This is a genomic window from Bradyrhizobium jicamae (genome assembly GCF_018130695.1).
Lineage (GTDB): Bacteria > Pseudomonadota > Alphaproteobacteria > Rhizobiales > Xanthobacteraceae > Bradyrhizobium > Bradyrhizobium jicamae_B.
The window spans coordinates 118,355-143,373 of the sequence record NZ_JAFCJX010000004.1 but is presented as its reverse complement, the minus strand read 5'-3'; the positions used below and the strand labels follow the sequence as shown (position 1 = coordinate 143,373).

Below are 25,019 nucleotides of genomic sequence, written 5' to 3'. Positions count from 1 at the left end.
AAAAGACGTCGGACAGGAGACGGCTCAACTGCCACCCGCGATTTGACAGGAGTACTTTGATGCGATTTGCCAAAACCTTCTCCGCCCTCGCCGTTCTGATCGGCTTGACGCAGGTCGCCGGCGCGCAGACCTGCACGCCGAAAGTGCCGGCATCGAGCTTGATCGAAGCGCCGAAATGGCAGATGTCGATCAACCCGACGCTGCCGCCGCAGCAATTCGTCGACGACAAGGGCGAGTTGCAGGGACTCAATGTCGAGCTCGCCCGCGAGATCGCCAAGCGCATCTGCGTCGAGGCGGTATTCCTGCGCATGGATTTCCCACCGATGATCCCGGCGCTGCGCTCCGGCCGCTTCGATGCCATCAATACCGGCCTGTTCTGGACCGAGGAGCGCTCGAAGATGCTCTATCTCGTGCCCTACGCGCAGCAGGCGATCAGCATCTACACCGATCCCTCCTCCAGCCTGAAGCTGGAGAAGTTCGAGGATCTCGCCGGCCGCGTCGTCGGCGTCGAGTCCGCGACCTACACTGAGCGCAAGGCGCGCGAGTTCAACGCCGAGATGGTCGCCAAGGGCCTGAAGCCGATCGAGCTGCGCACCTTCACCACCGTCACCGCGACCTCTGCGGCGCTACGCGCCGGCCAGCTCGAGGCGGCACTGAACATCAACGAGACCGCGAATGCGCTCGAGCAGAAAGGCATCGCCAAGATCTGGGTCCGCGACATCGCCGGCACCGATATCACCTTCGCCTTCCGCGACAAGCAGCTCGCGCAAGCCTTCGCCGACGCCCTCAACGCAGTCCGTGCCGACGGCACCTACGACAAGCTGTTCGACAAGTTCGGTATGACCAAGTTGAAGACCGCGACGTTCGCCATTCGTGGTGACGGGCCGACGAATTGACAGCTGGCACTGCCTCATCTTTGAGAACGAGGTTGCTCGTCAGCCTCGCACAGCTCGCCGTAACTCTCGAAATCTTGCTTGCACTTGCACCTCTGAAGGCCGATCCGTCCGCTTCAGGCAGCTTGCTCCTGTCGGCCGGTGCAAGATCTTTCTTGATCTCCCGCTGCACAGGTCGTGCACACGCCACCCTCCAAGTGGTTGAACTACCGTGACTCTCGCTCCAATCCATCACGGGAACGGTAGACAACTTCCATCGTAAGCTTTTCATTTTACTGATCTATTTTATTCCACCCATCTCGCAAGGGCGGTCCGCGCGCAAAATCCGGCGCGCGCAAGCACATCAATCACGCGGCACATTTCTTGCCCCTGGTATCGGAGCCTTGGGGGATGCCGCATGAAACTGACCAAAGCCGTCGCCGTGATCCTTGTCCTGTTGATCGGCCTTATCGTGCTGCCCACACCGTCCAGGGCACAAGACAAGGTTTCAGTTGGGGTGTTCCCGGTCAGCTCATCACTACCCTACTTCGTTGCGCTGGAGCGGGGCTTCTTCAAGGAGCAGAACATCGAGCCCGAAATGACCAAGCTGATGGGCGGGCCGCCCAACGTCGCGGCCATGATGACCAACCAGATCGAGGTGTCGGCGGTGCTGGTGATGCTCGAAGGGCTCAATGCCGACGTCAAGAAGCCGGGCGTCGCGATGTATATCAGCCTCAACAGCCAGACCAAGGTCTGGAAGATGGAGCAGTTCGTCGTCCGCAACGGCTTTCCGGCGAACTCGATCGCCGACCTGAAGGGCGCCAAGCTGATGTCCGCGCCCGGGCCGGCCAATCTCAACACCGCAAAGGCCATTCTGGCCAAGAACGGCCTCAAGGATGGCGACTACACCATTGACCAGCTCGACATGGGCCAGCACGTCAACGCGATGACCGCCGGCACGTTCGACGGCGGCTATACGCTGGAGCCCAACGCGTCGATGATGATCAAGGCCGGCATTGCCCGCTCGATCGAGGCCGGCGTGATCTCGAAATATATCCTGGGCAACGAGGCCGCCGACGCCTATGCCGCGGGCTGCGCGATGACCTCCGACTTCATCCAGAAGCGGCCCGATGTGGCGAAGCGGTTCGCTGCAGCGTGGGCCAAGGCGATCGCATTCATCAACGCCAATCCGGACGAGGCGCGAAAACACCTCGCCAAGAACACGTTCACGCCCGACAACGTCGTCGACATGGTCTCGATGCTGGGCTACGTCATGGCTGGCGATCTCAGCCCGAAGCAGCTCGCCGACTTTCAGGCGTTCGCGGATTTCGGCACCTCGATCGGCGTGGTGCCCGAGAAAGTCGACGCCAGCAAGTTCCTGCAGAGATTCTGAGGGATGCGCGTGACCAGCCTGGCCCCGAGCGTGGCGACCGGCGGCTTCGACGAGTCGCGCCGTACCGCGCCGCATGTCACGATCCGCGGCCTGAGCAAGCATTATCCCGACGCCGTGATCTATGACCGCTTTGACCTCGATATTCCCCGCGGCAAATTGATTTCGGTGTTCGGCCCGAACGGCTGCGGCAAGAGCACGCTGATCAACATGATCGCAGGCCTCGTCCCCGCCGATGCCGGCGAGGTGCTGTTCGACGGACGGCCGCTCAGCCGCGTCAAGTTCGGCTATGTGTTCCAGAACTACCGCGAGGCGCTGTTTCCCTGGCTGCCGGCGTTCGACAACATCGCCTATCCGCTGAAGGTGATGGGCATGCCGAAGGCGGAACGCGAGCAGCGGGTCGAGCGCCTCGTCGCCCATCTCGGCGTCAAGATCGACCTCGCGCTGTATCCCTACCATCTGTCCGGCGGCCAGCAGCAGCTGGTTTCGATCATGCGCGCGCTGGTCGTCGAGCCAGAAATCCTGTTCCTCGATGAGCCGTTCTCCGCGCTCGATTACGAGATGACCCTGTTCATGCGCGACCAGCTGCAGCGCGTGTTCATGGAGACGCGGACCACGACGGTGCTGGTCTCGCACGATCTGGAAGAGGCCGTCTATCTCTCGGACCATGTGCTGCTGCTGTCGCGCCACCCGGCGCGCGTGGTCGAGTTCGTCCCCTATGACGCGCCGCGACCGCGTACCGACAAGACGCTGTCGGAGCCGGACTTCGTCGCCACCAAGGCGCATTGCCTGAAACTGTTTCAGCGCGAGGTGCGCCGGGGATGAAGACATCCAACGCCCTGCTGCCGCTGGTCGGCGTCGCCATCCTGCTCGCGGTCTGGGGTCTCACCACCGCGCTGAAGCTGGTCGATCCCGTGCTGCTGCCCTCGCCGCTTGCGACCTTCCGCACGCTGTGGGAGGGCATGCTGAGCGGCAAGCTCGGGGCCGATTTCCTCAAGACGGTGATGCGAACCATCTCCTCGACCGCGATCGCCGCCGTGATCGCGATCCCGCTCGGCATCCTGCTCGGCTCGTCCGAAAAGCTCTATCGCTCGGTGGAGTTTCTGATCGACTTCTTCCGCTCGACGCCGGCCTCGGCCATGTTTCCGCTGTTCCTGGTGCTGTTTGGGGTCGGCGACCGCACCAAGATTTCCGTCGCGGCCTTCGGGGCGGCACTGGTGATCCTGTTCAACGTCGCCTATGGCGTGATGAACGCGCGCAAGACGCGCCTGCTCGCGGCCAAGGTGATGGGCGCGTCGCGGACGCGGGTGCTGTTCGACGTGATGCTGCTGGAATCGCTGCCGCAGACCTTCGTCGGCCTGCGCAACGGCGTGTCGCTGGCGCTCGTCATCATCGTCGTCGCCGAGATGTTCATCGGCTCGACCGACGGCCTCGGCCAGCGCGTGTTCGAGGCGCAGCAGCTGTTCGACATGCCCGGCATGTATGCGGCGATCTTCGCCGCCGGCGCCCTCGGCTATACGTTGAACCTGCTGTTCCTGCTGATCGAACGCCGCTTCGTGCACTGGGCGGGGCGATGACACCCCAAGCGCGGCGGCCAGCGATGGACGAACAATCGTCCCGCATAGGCGCGCGCGAATGCCAGCAGCGGCCAATCGCGATTTGGCCCGGCGATGATCTGCAGGCCGACCGGCAGGGCCCCGTCATCGACCACGCAGGGCAACGAGATCGCCGGCAACCCAAGCGCATTCGCAACCGGCGTGAACACGGCATGGCCGCGCGGACCGACCGGCTGGCCGGCGATCACCGTCGGATGCGAGTCCGCCGCGGGCCACGGCATCGCTGCCGTGCTCGGCGTGACCAGGAAATCATAGCGCTCGAACAGGGCTTCAAGGTTCCGCTTCATCGCGGCGATCGTATCCAGTGCGTTGAGATAATCCGTGGCGCCGTAGGTCCGTCCGGCCGCCGCCATCTCCGCGATCGCGGGGGCGACCTTGGTCTCCCAATCCCGATGCCGCGAGAGCAGCCAGGCGACACCGGTCTGGCTGATGATCGGCCAGATCTGCCCAAGCGGCTCGGCCAGATCGAACGGCGCGATCAATTCGACGTCGATGCCGAGCGATCGCATCGCGGCCACAGTGCGATCCACCGTGTCGCGAATGAAGGGGTCGACCGCTGCGCCGCCAAAGCTCGGCGCGTAGGCGATGCGGGGATGCGGCGCTGCGGATTCGCTGAACAGCCGCGGCCAGGCCGCACCGGCAATGACCTCCATGCCGGCGACGATATCGTCGACACAGCGTGCGATCGGTCCGATCACCTCGAAATCGTGCAGGATCGCGGGAAAGCCCCTGCCGCGCGTCACGCTATCCCGCGACGGCTTGAATCCGATCAGCCCGGTATGCGCGGCGGGACGCCGGATCGAGCCGCCGCCGTCGGTGCCAAACGCCAGCGCGCCCATGCCGGACGCAACGGCGGCAACCGCGCCGCCGCTCGAGCCGCCCGGCGTCAGCGCGGGATCCCAGGGATTGCCGGTCGTCCCGAACACGGCATTGTGGGTGAAGCCATGGACGGTGAACTCCGGCACGTTGGTCTTGCCGAGAGTGACCGCGCCGGCCTCGCGCAACCGCCGCACCGGCGGTTCGTCCTCATCGGGCACGAAGCCGTCGTAGAGCCGACTGCCCCATGTGGCGCGCAGCCCGGCGACCAGGATGTTGTCCTTGACCGTGACGGGGACACCATCGAGCTTGCCGAGGGGGCGGCCGGCCTGCCACCGACGCTCGCTTGCCTCGGCAGCCGCAATCGCGCCGGCCTCATCGAGCGTGATGATCGCGTTGAGCTTCGGATTGACCTCGCCAATCCGCACCAGCGTCGCTTCGATCACACGGCGTGGCGACAGGCCGTTCGCATAGGCCGCGCAAAGCTCTCCCGCGTCGAGCGACCATAACGGGCGATCGCGATCGTCCATCGCGTCAGCCAAGCTTCGGGTAAGCCGCCTTGTCGAAGAAGCTCGTGCCTGCGACGTATTTGCGTCCCGGCGACATGTCCGGCAGCTCTTCGCCCTCGCCGCCGCATTCGAACGTCAGTTCGAGCTGCACGCCGCTGGGATCGTAGACGAACAACTGCCAGAGCGAGGTGCCCGGCACGATGAACTCGCGCCAGTCGAGCCCCGCCGCCTTGAAGCGCGCCACATAGGAGCGATAGCCGGAGCACGACAGCGAGATGTGATCGATCGCAGCCGTCCCCGCCGGCGCCTTGCCCTCGGGGCCGAGCGCCGGTCCGCCAGCGTAGATGTGCATGATGGCAAGTCCGCCCGGCTGGGTGCAGCCGATCCACGCGCCGGGATAGCCGAAGTCCGGCCGGGGGAATTCGCGCAGGCCGATGATGTCGACATAGAATTTGCGCGTCGCCGCCAGATCGTCGGTCTTGATCGCGATATGGTAGAGCCCGTGCACCGTGGCGAGCGGCAGCTGCTTTTCGAGAGCGGTGGTCATGACGTTCGTCTCCTCAGGTTCGGCGTCCATCCAACGGCAATCCAACGTCGCGGTAGAGTGCCTTCAGGCTGTTCTGGAACGCAGCCTCGGTCTTGTGCCGCGTCCCCGCGACCGGATCGGCACCATCGCGCATGGTGTCGGTCGCCTCGAGCGAAAACGCCATCACGAAGCGCATGCGCTGCTGCCGCAGCGCCTCGATATCGGCGAGCCAGCCCGCGACGTCGCGGACACCGTCCCGATAGCGCTGGGTGATCAGCGCCGAAGCGTTCGCGGCGTCTTCGAGCGCCTGCGTGGCGCCCTGCCCCAACGTCGGCACCATGCCATGGGCGGCATCGCCGAGATAGAGCACGTTGCAGTCCTCGGCGCGGTACAGCAGCGTGTGCTCCTGCATCCGCGCCCAATGCGTATCGGCGGCGTTCGCGCAAACCGTGTCGATCAGCCAGCGCGCCTGGGCACTCGGCTCGGCATCAGGCGGCGTATAGGCCGCGCGCAGAGCGTCGGGCGTTTTCAAACTTTCTGCAATCGGCGCCTCGGGCGAAATCGGAAACGTGCCGGCGACATAGATGTGGCCGGGCGGCACCTTGAACGACAGCAGGCGGTTCGGCCCATTGAACCACTGTTCGTAATCGTCGATCAGCCCGCCCGCAGTATCCGGCACCAGCAGGCGGAAGATCGCAACGCCGGTCTGTTGCACCTCGGGTTCACCCGAGATCGTCCGACGCACCGCCGAATAGCGTCCATCGGCCGCGATCAGCAGATCGATGTCGTCGAGCCGCCGCGTCTTGCCGTCCTCGATCCATGTGACCGACGTCTTGCTGGGATCGCTGGCGGCGCGCCCGATCCCGGTGATCTCGCAGCCGTAGAAGACCTTGTCGCCCGCCGCCTCGCGCAGCACGCGATAGAGCTCCGACCAGCGAATCCGCCAGCCGGGCCCGTCGGCGACGTCGGCCAGCGGAAGGTCGAACAACACGGTGCCGTCGGTCAGCGAGATCCGCCAATTGTGCCAAAGGTAGCTCGCCTCGGTGATGCGATCGACGAGCTCCGGATCGACCGCCTTGACCGCCTTGACCGCGTTCGGTCCGACATTAAGTCCGGTGCCGGCCTCGGAATGATCGTCGCGCGCGACGCGCTCCAGGCAAACCACCTCGACGCCGTCCAATCGCGACAGCCTCCGCGCCATCACGCATCCCGCAACGCCCGCGCCGACGATGACGATCCGCATCAGGCAGCCCCTTCTCGCGCAGCGATCACCGCAATCAGGCCGCCGCCATCCGGCCCCTGATGCTCGGCGCCGCCGGACACGAAGATCCGGCCGTCGCCGATCACGCCGGCAACCAGGCCCGCGACCGCGCCGCGGACATGCCGCTGGGCGTTGATGTCGGTGTCGTCGAGCATGGTGTGGCGGTGACCGCGAATCCTGCCACGACGGTCCGGCTCGCATTTGACCAGCACGGTCGCGATCCTCGTGGCGTCGGCTGCTGTGACCTGAGGCCGGGCGTCGATATCGAGGTCGGCCAGCACGTCGACGACAGCTCCGAGATCGAGCGCGTCGGTCATCGGGCGGTGGACGATGCGCAGCCGACCGGCCCAGCGCGCGCTGTTGCCGAGCACGACCACCTCGTTGCTCTCGACCTCGACGCCCGACGAGATGCTGGCGCGCGGCGACTGAATGGAAAAGTCTGACAGCAGCGAGGCATCCTGGAAGGCCGACGGCGCGAGCTCACCGAGCGCCACCGCCACGCCAAACGCACCTGCCGCCCGCGCAAACGCCATCGACTTGTTGGGATCATTGGTGAGCGGCGTCTTGCCGGCCGCGATCGCCGCCGCGGCGCGCGCCACCGTGACGCAGGGACATTTGACCTGCACGAAATGCACGTCGTCGAGGTGCGCGATCCCGGCATCGGCGATCGCGGCGCGAACCGCATCGGCGACGCTCTCGACATGGGCGCGCCGGCCGACATCCTCCGCCGGCACCGGAGCGCTGAAGGCGGTGCCAATCGCAAGCGATGGGCTCGCGCCCGGGCCTGGCCCACCCTCGCCGGCACAGAACACGCTGTAATGCGGGCTCATCACGCCTTCGGTGCCGCCTGACAGCACGCAGGGAATTTCGCGGATCAGTTGCTCGGCGGGCCTGTTCAGATGCTTCGCCAGCAGCGCCATCAGGGTCTGCGTGAAATAGCCGCGGGTGAAATCATTGACGCCGCCATTGCCCTCGGTCTTGCCGATGATCGCGACGATCTCCGCCGCGCGCACCGTGCCGCCCGCGATCAGCCGATCGAGCTCGGAGAGGTCGCCCGGATGGTCCATCGACAATCTGAAGACCTGCGCCGTCCTCACGTGGGCCTCGCCTTGCGCGTCAGTTCGAACAGCCGGCTCGGGCTCAGCGGAATTTCCAGCAACTCGACCTCCTTGCGCTTCAAATCCAGCGCGTCCTCGATCGCCTGCGCGAGCAGCGGCCCGACCGGAATAGCGCCCGCCTCGCCCGCGCCCTTGATCCCGAGCGGATTGAGCGGCGACGGCGTCACCGTGTGGTCGAGCTCCATGCGCGGCACTTCCAGCGCGGTCGGCAGCAGATAGTCGGCAAGCGAAGCGTTGAGCAGCTGACCCTGGTCGTCGAACGACAGCTTCTCGTAGAACGCATTGCCGATGCCTTGCGCGACCCCGCCATGGATCTGGCCGGCGAGGATCATCGGATTGATCACGGTGCCGCAATCATGAACCACGATATATTTGAGAACCTTGAGGTCGAAGGTCTGCGGATCGACCTCGACGATCGTGGCATGGACGCCGTTGGCGGTCGCGCCCATCGGCGGCCCGAAATATTGCGTCGATTCCAGCCCCGGCTCGGTCCCCGGCGTCACCGCGCCGCGCATCGGATTGGCGCGTTGCGCGAGATCGCCGAGGCGGATGAATTTCTCCGGGATTCCCGTGATCGAGACCTTGCCGTCGGCAAGCACCAGATCCTCTTCCGCGCATTCGAAGGCGTCGCTGGCAAGCTTCAGCGCCTTCTTCCGCACGGCGCGCGAGGCCTTCTTCACTGCCGTGCCGGCCACGACGGCGCCGCGGCTCGCAAAGGTGCCGGCGCCCCAATAGAACCGGTCGGTGTCACCCGTAACGATATCGACGTCGGTGACATCGACGCCGAGCTCATCGGCCACGATCTGCGCAAAACTGGTGAAATGACCCTGCCCCTGGGTACCGATCCCGGTCGCGACGTTGACCTTGCCGTTGGACTGAACCTGGACCTTGGCGCCCTCATAGGGCCCGATGCCGGTACCTTCGACATAGCAGGCAACCGCGATGCCGACGCAACGGCCCTCGGCCCGAAGCTTCGGCTGCTCATCGCGGAGGAAGCGATCATAGCCGATCAGCTCCAGCGCCTTGTCGAGCACCGGCTCGTAATTGCCGCTGTCATATTCGAGCGGCTGAAAATCCTGGTAGATGATCTCGTTCTTGTAAGGGAAGGCGTCCGGCGGAATCAGGTTGCGGCGCCTGATCTCGGCAGGATCGATCTTGAGCGCCTGCGCCGCCAGATCGAGAAACCGCTCCATCACGAACACGCCGTGCTGCCGGCCGGCGCCGCGATAGGGCGTCACGATCGGCAGATTGGTGAAGACGGCGGTAAAGGTGCTGTCGTAGTTCGGCACGACGTAGGGGCCGAGCAAGGTGCACTGGCTGTTGATCGGGACCGTCAGCCCATAGGGATCGTAAGCGCCAGTGTCGTGCAGGAACACGTCCTTGACGCCGAGAATGCGGCCGTCTGCGGCAAGCGCGATCTCGGCGTCATGGATCTGGCCGCGCTCATGCGTGGTAGCGAAGAAGTGCTCGAGGCGGTCCTCGATCCATTTCACCGGACGGTTGAGCCGCATCGAGATCCACGGCAGCACGACCTCTTCCGGGTAGAACATCATGATCTTCGGCCCGAAGCCGCCGCCGATGAAAGGCGCGATCACGCGGACCTGCCGCTCGCCGAGGCCGAGCATGGCGGCGAGGCCGTTGCGGACGAAGACCGGCGCCTGGGTGGTGTCCCAGATCGTCATCTGGTCGGCGCGCGCATTCCATTGCGCCACCATGCCGCGGGTCTCGATCGGCGAGGAGATGCCGTGCTCATAGCGAAAGCGGCGCTTGAGGATCAGATGCGCGTTTGCGGCGGCGCGACGGTAGTCGCCCTTGGTCTGGCGCACCCGCGCCGCCATGTTCGAACTGAGATCGTCGTGGACATGCGTCGCAGCCTGCAGCGCGTCCTCGCAATCGACGATCGCCGGCAGGATGTCGAGATCGACGACGATGTCGTCGAGCGCATCCTCGGCGATGTAACGGCTGTCGGCCACGACGACCGCGAGCGGCTCGCCGACATGGCGAACCTTGTCGCGGGCGAGCGGCACCTGCGTCCGCGCGTTGAAGATGCTGCCTTCGATCGGCGGCGGCGGCACCAGCAAGGGGCCCGGCTGCCAATAGGCGCCGAGATCATCCGCGGTGTAGACCGCGATCACCCCCGGCCGCTGCAACGCCTCCGAGACATCGATCCGCTTGATCCGGGCATGCGCGACCTGGCTGCGCAGGAAGGCAACATGCAGCATGCCGGGCAATTCGACATCGTCGATGAACAGCCCCTGCCCGGTGAGAAGCTTGCGATCCTCATTGCGTTTGACCGGCGCGCCGAAGAAGCGGGTGGTCATGGCGCAGCCGTCCGCATCGTCGCTGCCGCGGCCAGCATCGCATCGACGATGTTCTGGTAGCCGGTGCAACGGCACAAATTGCCCGACAGCGCCTCGCGTACGTCGTCTTCGGACGGTTGCGGGTTCCGCTTCAGATAGGCCGTCATCGTCAACAAGATGCCCGGCGTGCAATAGCCGCATTGCAGGCCGTGATGGTCGTGCATCGCCTGCTGCACCGGATGCAGCTTGCCGGTGCTCGCCGCCAGTCCCTCCACCGTCGCGAGCTCATGGCCGTTGGCCTGGACCGCCAGCATCAGGCAGGCGCGCACCGGCGCGCCGTCGAACAGGATGGTGCAGGCGCCGCAGACGCCGTGCTCGCAGCCGACATGGGTGCCGGCGAGCCCGAGGTCATGCCGCAGAAAATCGCTGAGCAGAGTTCGCGCCTCCACCGTACGCCGGTAGATCGTACCGTTGACGGACAGTTCGACGTCGTGCCGCTCAGGCTGCATCGGCGGCCCGCGACTGCGCCGTACTGATCGCGCGCTGGACGAGAACGCCGGCGATGTGCCGCTGATAATCGGCGGTGGCGTGAACGTTACCCGATGGATCGATCGTGCCCTGGACGTCGACCGCGACGGCCTCGATCGCCTCGCCCGTGCAGGGCTGCCCGATCAGGGATGCCGCGGCGGCGCTGGCGTCGACCGGCGTTTCGCCGACACCGCACAGCGCGAGCCGCAACTGCGCGCAGCATCCCTGCGCGTCGAGCGTCACGACGGCGGCCACGCCGGCAAGCGCGAAATCGCCCCGCCGCCGCGCCACTTCCATGAAGCAGGCCCCGCTCCGCGCTGTCGGCGGCGGAAAGACGATCTCGACCAGCATCTCATCGCTCTGCATGTCGGTCGTCAGCAGTCCCTGGAAGAATTCGGACGCATCGACCCGGCGTTCGCCGTTCGCCGACTTGATCCGCATCTGCGCCTGCATCGCAACCGCAAGCGCCGGCAATTCGGAAGCCGGATCGGCGTGGGACAGGTTGCCGCCGATCGTGCCGCGATTGCGGATCTGCGGATGGGCGATGTGCGGCAGCGCGTCGGCAAACAGCGGGCAGTCGGCCAGGAATCCGCGGTCGCCTTCGAGGGAATGATAGCGCGTCAACGCGCCGACCCGGATCTCGTCCCGCGATCGTTCGACGCCTGAGAGCTCGCCGAGGCCGTTGATGTCGATCAGCACGGCCGGCCGCGCCAATCGAAAATTCATCGCCGGGATCAAGCTCTGACCGCCGGCAAGGAAGCGGGCCTCATCGCCATGCTCGGCCTTCAGGGCAAGCGCATGATCGAGAGACGAAGCTGCAATATATCTGAATGGCGCAGGCTTCATCGTTCTCGCTCGGAAACCGCGCCTGCATCGATGCGGCGCATGCAACGCGAAAGTATCGATCGTCGAAGCGCTTGAGTCAAAAGCCCGCAATCGGAAACGACGCCGGAGTTGCATCGAAATCCAGCGATTGCTTGCTCATTCTGCTCTCGATCTGCATAAAGATTTTGCAAACGCAATGTCGTGCCGACCAGCGGTGATATCAGCCGCGTCGCTCCTCGGAGGTGAGCGCGTTCAGGAATGTCGCGAGCGCCTGCCTGCCGGCCTCCTCGGCCGCCCGCTGTGACATGAATCCATCGCCATTCAGCTTGACACCCATCGGTGCGCTGCGGCGCCTGATTTCCCATCGCCACGCCGAGCGGCTATCGTCGCTCATCGTCACGACATGATAATCTCGCCAGAACAGGATCATGGCGTCATCGGCCGGGCCGCCCCGTATCAGCGCCGCTGGAAGATGGCCTTGGCGACGTTGCCGACAGCCTCGACGTTTTCGTCCATGCCCTCGAAGCAGACGATCCGGCACGGACAGGCTTCAAGGCCCTCATAGCGCCACGGAAACGCGCCGATGATCGCCCGCTTGTTCAACATCTTCTCGATGTCGCCGCCGACATTCTCGGCGTGGATCAGCCCTTCCTGGAAGGCGTAGGAGTGGAACGGAAACATGTCTTCGGTGACCTGCCGGCCGGATTTCTTGTGCACGTAGCTGTATTCGCCGAAGAACGCGTCGCAGCTCATGCCGACCTTGGCTTCGAAGCGCTTGGTCAGATCAGGGCGCATCAGGCGGATCGAGGTGTTCATGGCGTGGTCGCCGGAGCCGCAATCGATGCCGAACCATTTGATCTTCTTCTTCAGCATCCATTGCAGCAGCTCGATCTTGCCGCCGGGATGCATGCAGAAATAGCGCACTAGGTCCTGCTGCGGTTGTCCCTCCCAATAGCGGTGCCAGCCGGTGTGCAGGATCAGGATGTCGCCTTCCCTCACCTCGACCGGCGCGGCCTCGATCATCTCGGGCGTGATCACGGCCCAATCGTCCATGTGGGGCGAGACGTCGACCACGGCGCCGGGGCCGACCAGAAAATCCAGCGGATAGGATGCCATGTCGCCCATGCCGTCGGTGCCGTGCATGGCGCCATCGATATGCGTGCCGACATGCAGCGCGGTGTCGATACGCTGCGCGACGATCATCTTGGTTTGAAGGTTTTGTGCATAGTACATCTTGTTGCCGGCGTAGCCGACCCAGCCGGGCGTGTGCACGTTCATCAGATGACTCATGTCGACGATCTTCATGGCGGATTCCTTGTCTGATTCGAATGTCACGCCGTGCGGCGAAACAGGGATCTGAAAACGCCCCGCAAGGCGGCCAACAGCAACGCAAGGCCACCGATCGGGCGTACCGCTGCAGCGCTATCGCTTGCAGCAAGCGGCTTCTCGCTTGCGGCGGACGGCGCGGCACGGGCACCCATCGCGGCCTCCGCATTGGCGACGAAATCAGCGACCAGCGCGTTGGCGATCTCGGTGATCAGGCCGGTTCGGCCGAACTGGGCGATGGTGCCGGACAATTGCACGTCGGAATCGACAGTGATCGCGGTTCCCGCGCCGACCGGCTGCAGCGAGCAGACCATCGTCATCTTGCCGCGGCTGGCGCCCTTGCGGTCAACGCCCTTGCCTTCGAGCGCGACCGATTTGGCCGCCTCGTCGTAACGGACTTCCGCCTCGCCCTCAAAGCTCGCCTGGAATGGACCGACCTTGGCCGACACCTTGCCCGCATGCCGGCCATCATCCCTGGGGCCAAGATATTCCGCGCCCGGCAGGCAGGCTGCGACAGCGGGAACGTCGTGAAAGAAACGCCAGACCTCGTCGAGCGGCCGCGCGATGACGAATTCCTGATGCAGCTTCATGCGCCGACTCGCTGCTTTCCTGTCATGCTGGCTCCAGGACTTAAGTGACGGGCGGCGGCGCGGCATCCGCCGGCAGCGCACCGGCCGCCTTCAGCAAGGGAACGTCGGCCGGCGCCGGTCCACCGACGCTGACGATTCCGGTGCCGCGATCCGCCTTGACCGCGTGCTTGATGCCGACCGGCACATGGACGATGCATCCGGCGTGGAACGGCACCGCGATGTCGTTGGTGTAGTCGTGGATCGTGCCCTGGCCTTCGAGGATGAAGATCGTGTCCTCCGACAGCGTGTGGATGTGCGGAACGTTGGCCTCGCCGGGTTCGAGGCGGACGTAGTTCAGGTTCGCCTCCCAGGCGCCGACGCCGGGCCAGATCACGAACCGGGCATCCTTCGAGATCAGCGGCAGCCGCAACGAGGGGTGATCGCGGTGAAACAGACGAATGGCCATCGGTGATCAGCTCCCGACCGCCGTAAGGCCGGCATACAGGTTCTCATCCGGCGGGCATGGTCCGCCGATCACCTTGATGCCGGCTTCGCCAGCCTCGATGCGATAGAGATCGCCGGCATCGATATGGACCATGCTGCCCTCCGCGAGATCGACACGTGAGCCGGCGGCGGCGTCGACGATGGCGCCCGAACCTTCCATCACGTAGTAGACGCAATTCGACGCGTGCCTCAGCCCGATGGTGCGGGCCCCCTGTTTCAGGGAGACCAGTTGAAAGCTGCGAAAGGTGGCACCGTTATGTGGTGACAGCACAACCTTCGCGTTGCCCTCGCCCTCGACGATGGGTATTTCTGGACACCCGACCGCGCTGTCGATGACGCGGACACGGGGTAACGGAGTGCTGGTCATCGCCACCTGCATATTTTAGGACAGATCAATATTTTTGAATATAATTCAAAATCCGAGACCGGGCAACGTCTACTTTGCGAACGACTGAAGCGGAGCGGCACAAGGAACGTCACGACATGAGCGAACGCGGCACCGAGGCGAACCTCGAAGCGCTACCGGAGGAGATCGCCGAGACCACGGCGAACACGCTGGCGGCGATCGGAATCAGGATCCGGGAATTGCGGCAGCTGCGCGGGTTGACGCTGCAGGAGCTTGCCGATGTTTCGGGGCTCTCGACCTCGATGCTCAGCCTGGTCGAGCGCGGCCGCGCCTCGCCGTCGATCGGTTCGCTGATCGTGATCGCGAGCGCGCTCGGGGTCACGATGTCGGACCTGCTGGTCAACGGCGCCGAGAGCGAGGAAAAGATCGTGGTGCGCGCCTCCGAGGCACGCAAGGTCGAGACCGCGCAGCACGTGGTGCGCCGGCTGCTGCGCGAGGACCGCAGCCGCGGAGTCTCGGTTGCCGTCAATGAATACGCCCCCCATACCGGCAGCGCCGAGCATCCGATCCACCATGACGGTTTTGAATACGGCTTCGTGCTGCAGGGCGTACTGACCGTCGAGGTCGACGGCACCAAGCATGTGTTGCGGCAGGGCGACCTCATCGCCTACAGCTCCCGCCGTAAGCACAAGATCTGGAACCACGGCAAGACCACGGTCCGCACGCTGTGGTTCAACCTCGACCGTGAATGAGACATCATGGTCGCCGGCCTCGCAGAATCGCATGCAGCCGGGCCGGCGTGATCGGAAGCTGCGTCACGACCCCCGGCTTTTGAAGTGCAGCGTCAATTGCAGCGGCAAGCGCGGCGCCAACGGCATTGATGCCGGCCTCGCCGGCGCCCTTGACGCCGAGGGGATTGAGCGGTGACGGCGCATCCTCGCGCAGCAGGACCTCGATCTCCGGCACCTCATGACAGGTCGGCATCAGATAGTCGGCAAAACTCGCCGCCAGCGGCTGGCCGTTCTCGTCATAGACGAACTCCTCCAGCAACGCGCCGCCGATCCCCTGCGCGGCCGCGCCGACGATCTGCCCCTCGATCAGCATCGGATTGATGGCGCGCCCGACGTCATAGCCGACCAGATAGCGCTCGATCGTGATCCCGCAGGTCGACGGGTCGACCTTCACCTGCGCCGCATGGATGCCGTAGGGATAGGTCATGTGGCCGGCGACGAACCGGCCCTCGCCCGTAAGGCCGCCGGACTCCTCCAGATGCAAAGCGACGTCTCCGAGCGGCAGCGACGCCCCGCCGTCGATCGCCTCAACCGTTCCGTTCGACAGACGTAGCGTATCGGGCGTCGTCTGCAGCAGCTTGGCCGCGGTCGCAAGCGCACGGTCGCGCAGGGCCTCGGACGCGATCTTCACCGCGGAGCCCGCCATCACCGTGACGCGGGACGCAAACGCGCCAAAGCCGATCTCGATCCGGTCGGTCTGACCATGGACCACGCTGATCCGCTCGATCGGAACGTCGATCGTCTCCGCGCAGATCTGCGCCAGCACGGTCTCGACGCCCTGCCCGACGGAAGCGACACCGGTCACGATCTCGATGGTGCCGCGGCCATCGACCCTGATCCGGACCAGGTCCTGCGGGCCCAGGCCGCTCTTTTCGACGAAACAGGCGACGCCGAGCCCGACGTGCTCGCCGCGATCTCGACGCGCGGCGAGCTCTTGCTGCAGCTGATCGTAATCGAGACGATCCAGCACGCGTTCGAGCAGATCGCCGTACTTTCCGGAATCATAGACGACGCCGGTTCCAAGCGTCTGGATGCCGCGATCGAACGGCATCGCCTCGGCGGCGATGAAGTTGGCGCGGCGCACTTCGACCGGCGACAGACCGAGGTCACTGGCGATCTTGTCGATCAACCGCTCGCGGGCAAAGGTGGACTCGTAGCGGCCGGGCGCGCGGTAGGTGCCGGCCGGCGTCTTGTTGGTGAGCCGGATATGTCCCTCAACGCAATAGGCGGGAATGACGTAGGGCCCCGGCAGCATGGCCGCGGACAGATCGGTCACCGTGGTGCCGTGGGTGCGCACATAAGCGCCCTGGTCGGTGAAGAACTCCGCCTTGAGGCCGAGGATGAAGCCTCTTTTGTCAACGGCGGCGCGCAATCGATAGACCTGATCGCGCGAATGATTGGCCGCGAGCAGATGCTCCTTGCGGTCCTCGATCCATTTCACCGGACGGTGCAGCCGCAGCGCCGCGGCGCACACCAGCACGTCCTCCGGATAGAGCTCACCGCGGATGCCGAAACCGCCGCCGACATGGCCCTCGCTGAGCTGCAGCCGCCCCGGACCGAGGCCGAGCATCCTCGTGATGGCGTCACGATTGTAGTGCGGCACCTTGGCAACGCCATAGAGCGTCACCACGTCCTTGTCCGCGTCGTAGACGCCGAGCGCGCCGCGGGTTTCCAGCGGCACGCCGGTGTGACGCCCGACCTTGACCTCCACCGCGACGATCTTTTCGGCCGCGGCGAAGGCAGCGTCGATGTCACCATAGGCGCGGCGGAGCACCGCGGGTTCCGACAATAGCCCGGGATAGATGTCGGGCTTGAACGCCACGGGCGGTGCGGTGGCATCGAGCTGCGCGGCCTGCTCATCGATATCGCAGTACACTAGGTCGGCCGCGTCTTCCGCGACATAGGGATCGACGGCAAACACCACAGCTACCGGCTCGCCGACATAGCGCACGTAGTCGCGCGCCAGCACGAACTGGCGGTAGGCCGCGAGCGCCTCGAGCCCCATCTGGCGAAAGTCGATCGGCGGCAATTCGGCGACGTCTGCGATTGTCCAGATCGCGACGACGCCGTCGAGCGCGCAGGCCTCCGCGGTCTCGATCCCGAGAATCCGCCCGAACGCGACCGGCGAACGCACGACGCGCATGTGGAGCTGGTCACGGGCATTGCAATCGGCCGCGAACGCGCCGGCCCCGCGCAGCAGTGGACGATCCTCGATGCGCCGGAGCGACCGGCCGATATGGCTCATGCCCGCGGTCTCGCCCGCAATTCGCGCGCCGCGATCCGCACCGCCTTGACGATGTTCTGATAGCCGGTGCAGCGGCACAGGTTCGAGGACAGCACGTCCTTGATCTCGTTGTCGGACATCTCAGGGTTTTCCTCCAGCGCGCCGGCGGCGAGCATCAGGAAGCCGGGCGTGCAGAAGCCGCATTGCAGTCCATGGTTTTCCCAAAACGCCTGCTGCAGCGGATGCAGCGTGTCGCCGTCGGCGAGCCCCTCGACGGTACGGATTGTCTTGCCCTCGGCCTGCACGCCGAACATCAGGCAGGACCGGACCGGCCTGCCGTCGACCAGCACGGTACAGGCGCCGCAGACACCGTGCTCGCAGCCGAGATGGGTGCCGGTCAACCCGCAATCGTCGCGCAGCACGTCGGCCAGCGTCCGGCGCGGCTCGATCGAGACCGCGTGGGACGCGCCGTTGATGGTGAGATTGACGTCGCGCTTGCTAGCCATGGACCGATACTCCCGCCTTGCGGAGCTGCTCGCGAATCCGTTGCGGTGTCGCCGGCAATTCGAACAGCTCGATACCGAACGGCGACAGCGCGTCGACGATCGCGTTGACGACCGCAGCCGGCGCACCGATCGCGCCGCCTTCGCCGACGCCCTTGGCCTTGGTGACGCTTTCGGGCGACACCGTCTCCATATGGGTGATCTCGATCTCCGGGATCTCCGCCGAGGTTGGCAGCAAATAGTCCGCGAACGACGCCGTCAGCAGATTGCCGTTCTCGTCGTAGATCATCTCCTCGAACAGCGCGTTGGCAATCCCCTGCGCGACGCCGCCGGCGATCTGCCCGTCGACGATCATCGGGTTGATCAGGACACCGGCATCCTCGACCACCAGGAAGCGTTCGATCCTGACGCCGCCGGTCTCGATATCGACCTCGACGATGGCGACGTGGCAGGCGTTCGAGAAGGTCCCGCCGGGATCGTAGACGGCGCTTTCATGCAGCCCCGGCGACAGTCCTTTGAACTTGTGGCTCTGGTGATAGGCTGCGCGTGCCAAGGCGCCGATCTCCGTCGTCCGGTTGGAATTGCTGACGCGGGCGAGGCCGTTCTCCAGCGTGATGTCGTCGGGGCTTGCTTCCATCAGATGCGCGGCGATCGCCTTGAGCTTGCCGGCGACCTGTCCCGCGGCAAGCTTGGATGCACCGCCGGCGATCACCATCGAGCGGCTGGCGAAAGTGCCCCAGCCATAGGGCGTGGCATCCGTGTCACCGGAGACGACCCTGATCCGCTGCGGCTCGATGCCCAATTCATCCCCTACAAGCTGGGCAAGGCTGGTCTTCAAGCCCTGGCCATGCGGCGAGGACCCGATGCGCAGCACGACGTTCCCCGACGGATCCATCGTGCAATCGACGATCTCATAGCCGGGAACGATGTCCATGCCGCGCGCGGCGTAGGCCGGCGTGCCGTATCCGGTACGCTCGCTGAACACCGAGAGGCCGACGCCGAGATGGCGGTTGCGCTTGCGCAGCGCGGTCTGCCGCGCCCGAAACGCCGGAAGGTTGATGGCTTTGACGGCCGTCTCCATCGCCTGCAGATAGCTGCCCTCGTCATAGACGAGGCCGGTCGGCGAGCGGTGCGGAAACGTGCCGATCAGATTACGCCGTCTGATCTCGACCGCATCGATGCCGAGGCGTTTTGCCGCCACCTCCATCAGACGCTCCATGGAGAAGGTCAGCATCGGTCGCGACACGCCGCGATACGGCGCCATCATGCAGGTGTTGGTGGTGACACCGCGTGAACGAACACCGTATTCGCCAAGATCGTAAGGGCCCGGCAACTCAGCCAGCGCCATCAATGGCTCGACGCCGCAGGTGACGGGATAGCAGGAGAACGCCCCGACATTGGAGCGCAGATCGGCCTCCAACCCGAGCAGCCTGCCGTCTTTCGCGAAGGCGCCGCGCAGGCTGAAGGCCTGATCGCGGCCATGGGCGGAGGCGGTGAAGTTCTCGCGGCGATCCTCGATCCATGCGACACTGCGTTTCAGTTTTCGCGCGAGCCAGACCAGCACGATGTATTCCGGGAACAGCGACATCTTCTGGCCGAAGCCGCCGCCGACGTCCGGTGCGATCACGCGCAGCTCCGACTCCGGCATCCCGAGCGCATCGGCGATCCCCGTGCGCAACATATGCGGCATCTGGACCGACGCGGTGAGCGTCACGCGCCCCGAGACGCCGTCATATTCGGCCAGTCCCCCACGGCCTTCCATCGGCGCTGCGGATTGCCGATGTGACCGCAGGTCCAGCGCGACGATCTCGGCTGCATCCGCAAAGGCCCGGTCGAAGCCGGCCGTCCTCATGCGTCCTTCGACAAGCACGTTCGACGGCGCCTCGGGATGGACCGGCGCAGCACCGGGCGCGAGCGCGGTGTCGAGGTCAACGATGGCGTCCGTGGTGTCGATGTCGACGAAGACCTGGTCGGCGATATCCTCGGCGAGCGCAGCATCTTCGGCGACGACCACGGCGATGGCCTGTCCGCAGAAGGCGACGCGGTCGACCGGCAGCACCGGCTGGCCGATCGCGATGTAGTCCGGACGATGCAGGATCGGCTGGATCGGCTTCACGTCGGACAGGTCACGGCCTGTGAACACCGTTGCTCCCGGTGGAATCTCGATACCGGTGATCGCGCCGCTGGCCAACGGGCTGCGCACGAAGCGGACGGAAGCGGCCTTGCCGATGCGGTCGGCGACGTAGCTGCCATGGCCTCGGAGCAGAGACGGATCCTCCAGCCGCGGCAGCGATCGTCCGATCCAGTTCATGCCGCAGCCTCTGTGAGCGCGCGCCTGACGGCGGTCGCTATCAGGTCGCGCCGGTATTCGGGCGACGCATGGATGTCACCGACAGGGGTGACCAATGCCCACGCCTCGCGCGCGATGCTGTCGATCAGCTCCGGCGAAGCGGCATGGCCGACCAGCCCGTCTTCCAGGCTCTCGAGACGGATCGCGCGATCGGCGACGCCGCCGACCCCGAGCCGCGCTTCACGTACGATACCGTCTTCGATCCTGAGCGCCGCCAGTGCCATGCCCAGTGCAAAATCTCCGGCGCGCCGGGAGAATTCGAAGAAGCCGGTGCGCCAGCCCGGCCCCATCGCCGGCAGGTGAATTTCGGCAAGCAGCTCGTCGGCCGCAAGATCGGTTGCGAATGTGCCGTTGAAGAAATCGCCGACGGAAATGCGTCGGTCGCCGCGTATGCTCTTCGCCACGATCGCCGCGTTCAGCGCGGTGGCGACGAGGCACCATTCCGATGCCGGATCGGCGTGCGCCAGGCTTCCCGCAAAAGTGCCGCGCTGTCTGATCGGATAATGCGCGATGTGACGCGCCACCTTCGACAACAATGCGCCAAGCGGGCCGTCGACGACGCGCCGGTGGAACGCGGCATGGCGCGTCAGCGCGCCGATATGGAGTCCATTGTCGTCCGCAAAAATGTAGTCGAGTTCGCCGAGATCGTTGATGTCGATCAGGATCGCGGGACGCGCGAGCCGGAAATTCATCGCCGGTACGAGGCTCTGGCCGCCGGCCAGGATCTTGCAATCGTCCTTGTACTTCGCCAGCAGCGCGAGCGCTTCGGAAAGGCTCGCGGGCCTGAAATAGTCGAACGCCGAAGGCTTCAAGTTTTTAACCTTGCTCAAATTTGTTTAACGTGATTAACATGACTGTGTCCGGGTGTCCACCACTACGAAGTTGAGCTTGCATGGGCTGGGCCAAACCCTTGGAGAACGGGCATGACGTTGCGCCGACCGGTCGGCCGGAAACCCGTAGCCCTTCCCCCGGCGGCGCGGCGCTAGCGGGTGCTGCGCCACTGCTCCAGCAGATCGGTGGCGTCGGCGACCACGCCGAGATGCAGCGACACCATTTTCAGCGCGGCCTCTTCCATGTCCTGATCCGTGCCGCGCACCAGATCGCGCAGCACCACCACGCGATAGCTCAGATTGCTGGCGTCGAAGGCGGCGTTGAGAATGCAGCAATCGGTCATGCCGCCGTTGAGCACGACGGTACGGACATTCATCTGTCGCAACAGGAAGTCGAGGTCGGTGGCGAAGAACGGCGACAGCCGCTTCTTGCCGGCGACAACGAGATCCTGCGACTCGACCTGGGTTACGAATTCGGTCCAGCGCGAGCCTTCGATCGCGTGCGCATCCGAGTTGGGAATCGCACCGACATGGAGCGGAAAGGTCCGCCGCCATGCCGACGGAATGCCGGCGGTGTCGTCGACGCCGCCCTTGCGCAACACCGATTTGACGTGGATGACCGGCACGCCGACCGCGCGGGCCGCCGCATGAAACGCGTCGATCGGCGCCACGATTTCGCGCGCACGCGGCGCGGGACAGGGGCAGTCCGGCGTATCGGCAAGATGCCCCTGATGCATGTCGATCGAGACGATCGCCGAACGACTGGCGGTGGTGAAATCCTCAAAGCCCTGCGGCAGGTCGCGCCTTTCGCCGTACACATAAGCCTTCATCACGCACTCTCCCGTCGACATCTGCACAACCTGCTGCGCTCCGCAGCGCTGCATGCGAAGCAATATCCAAGCCGCCTGCCCGTCAAGCATAGATTGCTTTTCGATGGCGTTCAGGCGGCCGCCGGCACGTCGCCGCACGACCGGACGCGGCGCCAAAACCTGGATTGGAAGGGGACGAACCTTGAACGGTGCGCCCTCAATTCCCGCAGCGGCCGACAATGGCCCCGTGACGACAAGACGAGGAGGAAGTGCCCAGCGAATGGGGCGACGATGACTAAACAATCGGCGTGCTATTTTTTCCATCGATGCGAAGATTTTTCGACGTCCGCCTCATGCGGCCGAAAATTTCGCACAGCTAGAGGATTTGCGTGATGCGCTGGACTTACATTCCTGTTCTTGCTGCGGCCCTCACCGGCGGCGCTGCAATCGCCTATGCGGCCGGCTTCACATTGCCTGCACCGCCCAAGGTCGCGTTCCTGTATTTCGCCGACAAGAGCGACGGCGGCTGGACGCAGGCATTTGACGAGGCTCGCCCGAAGATCGAAAAAGCGGTCGACTTGCAGATTCCGTTCGTCGAGAACGTGCCGGAAGTTGCAGGCCAAATCACGCCCGCGGCCGAGCGCTTCATCCAGCGCGGATACAATGTGATCATCGGCACCGCGTTCGGTTATTCCGACACGTTCAAGGAACTGTCGCTGAAATATCCGAAGGTCGCGTTCCTCAATGCCTCCGGCACCACCAACGGTCCGAACCTCGAATCCTTCTACGGCCGCACCTATGAGAGCCAGTATCTGTGCGGCATGATCGCGGGTGCGATGTCCAAGACCGGCAAGCTCGGCTTCGTCGCCGCGCATCCGATCGGCCCGGTCAACTGGACCATCAATGCCTACGAAATGGGCGCCTTGAAGATGAACCCGAAGGCAACGACGACGGTGATCTTCACCGGGGCCTGGAATGACCCGGTCAAGGAACGCGCCGCGGCAAGCGCCATGGCCGACCAGGGCATCGACGTCATCGGCCAGCACGTCGACACCCCGACGCCGCAGATCGTCGCCCAGGAGCGCGGCATCTATGGCACCGGACATCACCGCGACCTGCGCGAATTCGCACCGAAGGCAACGCTGTGCTCCTCGGCCTGGACCTGGGAAAAATTCCTGGCGCCCGAGCTGAAGAAGGTGGCGGCCGGCAACTGGGAACCGAGCCCTTATGGCGCCTTCCCGGGCATCAAGGACGGCGGCACCGATATCGCCTGCTGCGGCCCTGCAGTGCCGAAAGAGGTGGTGGACAAGGTGATGGCCGAACGCGACGCCATCATCGCCGGCAAGAAAATCTTCACTGGGCCGATCAAGGACGTCGCAGGCACCGAGAGGGTTGCAGCCAATGCGGCGCTCGACGATGGTGGTCTCTGGAAGATGGACTGGTACGTTCCAGGCGTCATTACCCAGAAATAGGCTGGTACGAACGGCTGATGGCATCTGCGCTGCAACTCGTCGGAATTCGAAAATCCTTCGACGGGGCCCTGGCTCTCGACGGCGCGTCGTTCGAGAGCCAGGCCGGCGAGGTGCATGCCTTGCTGGGCGAAAACGGCGCCGGCAAATCGTCCCTCATGAACGTCGCCGCCGGGCTCTACGCCCCGGACGCCGGATCGATCTCGATCGATGGCGCTCCGATCGCGCTGAGCGGCCCGGCGGCTGCCCGCCAGCATGGCATCGGCATGGTTCACCAGCACTTCAAGCTGGTGAAACCGTTTACCGTGGCGGAGAACGTGCTGCTGGCCAATCCGCAACCGCATTTCGCCTCCGGCATCCGCAATATCCGCGCTGCAATCGAGCAGCAGGTCGGAGAGCTCAAATTCTCGATCGACCCGGATCGGCGCATCGACACCATGACGGTGGCCGAGCAGCAGCAGGTCGAGATCGTCAAGGTGCTGGTCGGCGGTGCGAAGATCCTGATCCTCGACGAGCCGACCGCGGTGCTGACCGACGCCGAGGCGATCGGACTGCTCGAGATCGTGCGGCGGCTGGCGCGGGCCGGCACCGCCGTGGTGCTGGTGACGCACAAGCTGCAGGACGTGAAGCGTTTCGCCGACCGCGTGACCATCATGCGCGGCGGCAAGACGGTGGCGAAGCTCGACCCGCGCCACGCCAGCGCGGAAGAATTGACCGAACTGACGGTCGGCCAGACCTCGGCGCTGCCGGAACGCTCACCGCATGAAGGCGGACCGACGCGGCTCAATGTCGGCACGCTCTGCTACACCCGCGGCGACGGCCGCGTGATGCTCGACAACGCCAGCTTCCACGTCCGCGCCGGCGAGATCTACGGCATCGCCGGCGTCAGCGGCAACGGCCAGGCCGAACTCGCCGAAGCACTGATCGGCGCGATCGAGCCGTCGTCGGGCGAGATCTGGCTCGACGGCACCGGCGACATCAGCCGCGCCGGCCAGACCAAACGTCGGGAAGCCAAGATCGCCGCGATCCCCGCCGACCGTTACGCTTATGCGCTCGCCGGCAGCCTGCCGATATCGGATAACCTCGCGGTGGCGCAGATCCGCTCCGGCCGCTACGGCAGCGTCGTCAAGCTCGACCGCGCAGCGATGCGCCAGGATGCCCTTGCCGCCATCGCCGATTACGACGTCCAGGGCGTCCGCAGCGTCGGCCAGAAGGCTTCGCTTTTGTCCGGCGGCAACGCACAGAAGCTCGTCATCGCGCGGGAGTTCAGTCGCGAGCCCGACGTCGTGGTCGCGCATAGCCCGAGCCGCGGGCTCGACGTCCGCGCCTGCGCCGCCGTGCATCAACGCCTGATCGCGGCGCGCGAGCGGGGAGCTGCGATCGTGCTGATCAGTGAGGACCTCGACGAGGTGCTGAGCCTGTCGGACCGCATCGGCGTGATGAGCCGCGGCACCATCGTCGGTGAATTCGAGCGCCCCGCGGATCGTCAGGCGATCGGCCGTGCTATGGTCGACCATGGATGATTTCTCACGCCGAG

24 protein-coding genes are annotated in these 25,019 nt (G+C 65.2%); 7 read left to right on the top strand and 17 right to left on the bottom strand.

What is annotated here, in order from left to right; translation table 11 throughout:
* Positions 1 to 59: 59 nt before the first annotated feature.
* From JQ604_RS07500 to JQ604_RS07485, 4 genes are all read left to right on the top strand, one after another.
* Entirely contained in the window at positions 60 to 896 is an 837-nt protein-coding gene (locus tag JQ604_RS07500) for an ABC transporter substrate-binding protein (RefSeq protein ID WP_212354911.1), read from the top strand.
* Between the two features lie 394 nt (positions 897 to 1,290).
* A complete protein-coding gene (locus JQ604_RS07495) occupies positions 1,291 to 2,265 on the top strand; it encodes an ABC transporter substrate-binding protein (protein ID WP_212354910.1) in 975 nt (324 codons plus the stop codon).
* Positions 2,266 to 2,274: 9 nt separating this feature from the next.
* Positions 2,275 to 3,087: an ABC transporter ATP-binding protein gene (locus JQ604_RS07490; protein WP_349631065.1), complete on the top strand. Its 813-nt coding sequence runs from the start codon at positions 2,275 to 2,277 to the stop codon at positions 3,085 to 3,087.
* Positions 3,084 to 3,839, top strand: a complete 756-nt coding sequence (locus JQ604_RS07485) for an ABC transporter permease (RefSeq protein ID WP_249158100.1) — start codon at positions 3,084 to 3,086, stop codon at positions 3,837 to 3,839. Before JQ604_RS07490 ends, JQ604_RS07485 begins: the two co-directional genes overlap by 4 nt.
* On the opposite strand, the gene JQ604_RS07480 is transcribed toward JQ604_RS07485, so the two are convergent.
* From JQ604_RS07480 to JQ604_RS07425, 12 genes are all read right to left on the bottom strand, one after another.
* Positions 3,776 to 5,224 carry an amidase gene (locus JQ604_RS07480; RefSeq protein ID WP_212354906.1) on the bottom strand — a complete coding sequence of 483 codons (1,449 nt, stop codon included), beginning with the start codon at positions 5,222 to 5,224 and terminating at the stop codon, positions 3,776 to 3,778. The genes JQ604_RS07485 and JQ604_RS07480 overlap by 64 nt on opposite strands.
* Before the next feature lie 4 nt (positions 5,225 to 5,228).
* Complete coding sequence (locus tag JQ604_RS07475) at positions 5,229 to 5,750, bottom strand: VOC family protein (protein WP_212354904.1); 522 nt, start codon at positions 5,748 to 5,750, stop codon at positions 5,229 to 5,231.
* A 13-nt stretch (positions 5,751 to 5,763) separates the two neighbouring features.
* Entirely contained in the window at positions 5,764 to 6,972 is a 1,209-nt protein-coding gene (locus tag JQ604_RS07470; RefSeq protein ID WP_212354902.1) for an FAD-dependent oxidoreductase, read from the bottom strand.
* Positions 6,972 to 8,087: a ring-opening amidohydrolase gene (locus tag JQ604_RS07465; protein ID WP_349631064.1), complete on the bottom strand. Its 1,116-nt coding sequence runs from the start codon at positions 8,085 to 8,087 to the stop codon at positions 6,972 to 6,974. Before JQ604_RS07465 ends, JQ604_RS07470 begins: the two co-directional genes overlap by 1 nt.
* Positions 8,084 to 10,429, bottom strand: a complete 2,346-nt coding sequence (locus JQ604_RS07460; RefSeq protein WP_212354900.1) for a xanthine dehydrogenase family protein molybdopterin-binding subunit — start codon at positions 10,427 to 10,429, stop codon at positions 8,084 to 8,086. The genes JQ604_RS07465 and JQ604_RS07460 overlap by 4 nt, the downstream gene beginning before the upstream one ends.
* The gene (locus JQ604_RS07455; RefSeq protein ID WP_212354898.1) at positions 10,426 to 10,917 is read right to left on the bottom strand and encodes a (2Fe-2S)-binding protein; all 492 of its coding nucleotides are present in this window, start codon (positions 10,915 to 10,917) and stop codon (positions 10,426 to 10,428) included. Before JQ604_RS07455 ends, JQ604_RS07460 begins: the two co-directional genes overlap by 4 nt.
* Positions 10,907 to 11,782 (bottom strand): FAD binding domain-containing protein, encoded by an 876-nt coding sequence (locus tag JQ604_RS07450; RefSeq protein ID WP_212354896.1) that lies wholly within the window; start codon positions 11,780 to 11,782, stop codon positions 10,907 to 10,909. Before JQ604_RS07450 ends, JQ604_RS07455 begins: the two co-directional genes overlap by 11 nt.
* A 199-nt stretch (positions 11,783 to 11,981) precedes the next feature.
* Entirely contained in the window at positions 11,982 to 12,191 is a 210-nt protein-coding gene (locus JQ604_RS07445) for a hypothetical protein (RefSeq protein WP_212354894.1), read from the bottom strand.
* 26 nt (positions 12,192 to 12,217) lie between these two features.
* Positions 12,218 to 13,066 (bottom strand): cyclase family protein, encoded by an 849-nt coding sequence (locus JQ604_RS07440; protein WP_212354892.1) that lies wholly within the window; start codon positions 13,064 to 13,066, stop codon positions 12,218 to 12,220.
* Positions 13,067 to 13,092: 26 nt separating this feature from the next.
* Positions 13,093 to 13,677, bottom strand: a complete 585-nt coding sequence (locus JQ604_RS07435; RefSeq protein WP_212354890.1) for a CoxG family protein — start codon at positions 13,675 to 13,677, stop codon at positions 13,093 to 13,095.
* Positions 13,678 to 13,717: 40 nt separating this feature from the next.
* On the bottom strand, positions 13,718 to 14,122 hold the full coding sequence (locus JQ604_RS07430) for a cupin domain-containing protein (RefSeq protein WP_212354888.1): 405 nt from the start codon (positions 14,120 to 14,122) through the stop codon (positions 13,718 to 13,720).
* 6 nt (positions 14,123 to 14,128) lie between these two features.
* The gene (locus JQ604_RS07425) at positions 14,129 to 14,527 is read right to left on the bottom strand and encodes a hypothetical protein (RefSeq protein ID WP_212354887.1); all 399 of its coding nucleotides are present in this window, start codon (positions 14,525 to 14,527) and stop codon (positions 14,129 to 14,131) included.
* A gap of 116 nt (positions 14,528 to 14,643) precedes the next feature.
* On the opposite strand from JQ604_RS07425, the gene JQ604_RS07420 reads away from it, so the two are divergent.
* Complete coding sequence (locus JQ604_RS07420) at positions 14,644 to 15,258, top strand: helix-turn-helix domain-containing protein (protein WP_212354885.1); 615 nt, start codon at positions 14,644 to 14,646, stop codon at positions 15,256 to 15,258.
* Positions 15,259 to 15,262: 4 nt separating this feature from the next.
* Here the strand turns inward: JQ604_RS07420 and JQ604_RS07415 are convergent, their stop codons facing one another.
* From JQ604_RS07415 to JQ604_RS07395, 5 genes are all read right to left on the bottom strand, one after another.
* Positions 15,263 to 17,542, bottom strand: a complete 2,280-nt coding sequence (locus JQ604_RS07415; protein ID WP_212354883.1) for a xanthine dehydrogenase family protein molybdopterin-binding subunit — start codon at positions 17,540 to 17,542, stop codon at positions 15,263 to 15,265.
* Complete coding sequence (locus JQ604_RS07410) at positions 17,539 to 18,027, bottom strand: (2Fe-2S)-binding protein (protein WP_212354881.1); 489 nt, start codon at positions 18,025 to 18,027, stop codon at positions 17,539 to 17,541. The genes JQ604_RS07415 and JQ604_RS07410 overlap by 4 nt, the downstream gene beginning before the upstream one ends.
* Positions 18,020 to 20,335: a xanthine dehydrogenase family protein molybdopterin-binding subunit gene (locus tag JQ604_RS07405; protein WP_212354879.1), complete on the bottom strand. Its 2,316-nt coding sequence runs from the start codon at positions 20,333 to 20,335 to the stop codon at positions 18,020 to 18,022. The genes JQ604_RS07410 and JQ604_RS07405 overlap by 8 nt, the downstream gene beginning before the upstream one ends.
* A complete protein-coding gene (locus JQ604_RS07400; RefSeq protein ID WP_212354877.1) occupies positions 20,332 to 21,186 on the bottom strand; it encodes an FAD binding domain-containing protein in 855 nt (284 codons plus the stop codon). The genes JQ604_RS07405 and JQ604_RS07400 overlap by 4 nt, the downstream gene beginning before the upstream one ends.
* Positions 21,187 to 21,356: 170 nt before the next feature.
* Positions 21,357 to 22,034: a cysteine hydrolase family protein gene (locus JQ604_RS07395; RefSeq protein ID WP_212354875.1), complete on the bottom strand. Its 678-nt coding sequence runs from the start codon at positions 22,032 to 22,034 to the stop codon at positions 21,357 to 21,359.
* Positions 22,035 to 22,405: 371 nt separating this feature from the next.
* Here JQ604_RS07395 and JQ604_RS07390 point away from each other — a divergent pair, with 371 nt between their 5' ends.
* On the top strand, positions 22,406 to 23,485 hold the full coding sequence (locus tag JQ604_RS07390; RefSeq protein ID WP_212354874.1) for a BMP family ABC transporter substrate-binding protein: 1,080 nt from the start codon (positions 22,406 to 22,408) through the stop codon (positions 23,483 to 23,485).
* Between the two features lie 17 nt (positions 23,486 to 23,502).
* A complete protein-coding gene (locus JQ604_RS07385) occupies positions 23,503 to 25,005 on the top strand; it encodes an ABC transporter ATP-binding protein (protein ID WP_212354872.1) in 1,503 nt (500 codons plus the stop codon).
* The last annotated feature ends 14 nt before the right edge of the window (positions 25,006 to 25,019 follow it).

Excerpts from the sequence above, each read along its gene's own strand:
- JQ604_RS07485 (WP_249158100.1), top strand. The coding sequence starts at position 3,084 with ATGAAGACATCCAACGCCCTGCTGCCGCTGGTCGGCGTCGCCATCCTG.
- JQ604_RS07385 (WP_212354872.1), top strand. The coding sequence starts at position 23,503 with ATGGCATCTGCGCTGCAACTCGTCGGAATTCGAAAATCCTTCGACGGG.
- JQ604_RS07495 (WP_212354910.1), top strand. The coding sequence starts at position 1,291 with ATGAAACTGACCAAAGCCGTCGCCGTGATCCTTGTCCTGTTGATCGGC.
- JQ604_RS07415 (WP_212354883.1), bottom strand. The coding sequence starts at position 17,542 with ATGAGCCATATCGGCCGGTCGCTCCGGCGCATCGAGGATCGTCCACTG.
- JQ604_RS07405 (WP_212354879.1), bottom strand. The coding sequence starts at position 20,335 with ATGAACTGGATCGGACGATCGCTGCCGCGGCTGGAGGATCCGTCTCTG.
- JQ604_RS07480 (WP_212354906.1), bottom strand. The coding sequence starts at position 5,224 with ATGGACGATCGCGATCGCCCGTTATGGTCGCTCGACGCGGGAGAGCTT.
- JQ604_RS07395 (WP_212354875.1), bottom strand. The coding sequence starts at position 22,034 with ATGAAGGCTTATGTGTACGGCGAAAGGCGCGACCTGCCGCAGGGCTTT.
- JQ604_RS07440 (WP_212354892.1), bottom strand. The coding sequence starts at position 13,066 with ATGAAGATCGTCGACATGAGTCATCTGATGAACGTGCACACGCCCGGC.
- JQ604_RS07470 (WP_212354902.1), bottom strand. The coding sequence starts at position 6,972 with ATGCGGATCGTCATCGTCGGCGCGGGCGTTGCGGGATGCGTGATGGCG.
- JQ604_RS07475 (WP_212354904.1), bottom strand. The coding sequence starts at position 5,750 with ATGACCACCGCTCTCGAAAAGCAGCTGCCGCTCGCCACGGTGCACGGG.
- JQ604_RS07420 (WP_212354885.1), top strand. The coding sequence starts at position 14,644 with ATGAGCGAACGCGGCACCGAGGCGAACCTCGAAGCGCTACCGGAGGAG.
- JQ604_RS07460 (WP_212354900.1), bottom strand. The coding sequence starts at position 10,429 with ATGACCACCCGCTTCTTCGGCGCGCCGGTCAAACGCAATGAGGATCGC.
- JQ604_RS07450 (WP_212354896.1), bottom strand. The coding sequence starts at position 11,782 with ATGAAGCCTGCGCCATTCAGATATATTGCAGCTTCGTCTCTCGATCAT.
- JQ604_RS07425 (WP_212354887.1), bottom strand. The coding sequence starts at position 14,527 with ATGACCAGCACTCCGTTACCCCGTGTCCGCGTCATCGACAGCGCGGTC.
- JQ604_RS07410 (WP_212354881.1), bottom strand. The coding sequence starts at position 18,027 with ATGGCTAGCAAGCGCGACGTCAATCTCACCATCAACGGCGCGTCCCAC.
- JQ604_RS07390 (WP_212354874.1), top strand. The coding sequence starts at position 22,406 with ATGCGCTGGACTTACATTCCTGTTCTTGCTGCGGCCCTCACCGGCGGC.
- JQ604_RS07455 (WP_212354898.1), bottom strand. The coding sequence starts at position 10,917 with ATGCAGCCTGAGCGGCACGACGTCGAACTGTCCGTCAACGGTACGATC.
- JQ604_RS07435 (WP_212354890.1), bottom strand. The coding sequence starts at position 13,677 with ATGAAGCTGCATCAGGAATTCGTCATCGCGCGGCCGCTCGACGAGGTC.
- JQ604_RS07500 (WP_212354911.1), top strand. The coding sequence starts at position 60 with ATGCGATTTGCCAAAACCTTCTCCGCCCTCGCCGTTCTGATCGGCTTG.
- JQ604_RS07445 (WP_212354894.1), bottom strand. The coding sequence starts at position 12,191 with ATGATCCTGTTCTGGCGAGATTATCATGTCGTGACGATGAGCGACGAT.
- JQ604_RS07430 (WP_212354888.1), bottom strand. The coding sequence starts at position 14,122 with ATGGCCATTCGTCTGTTTCACCGCGATCACCCCTCGTTGCGGCTGCCG.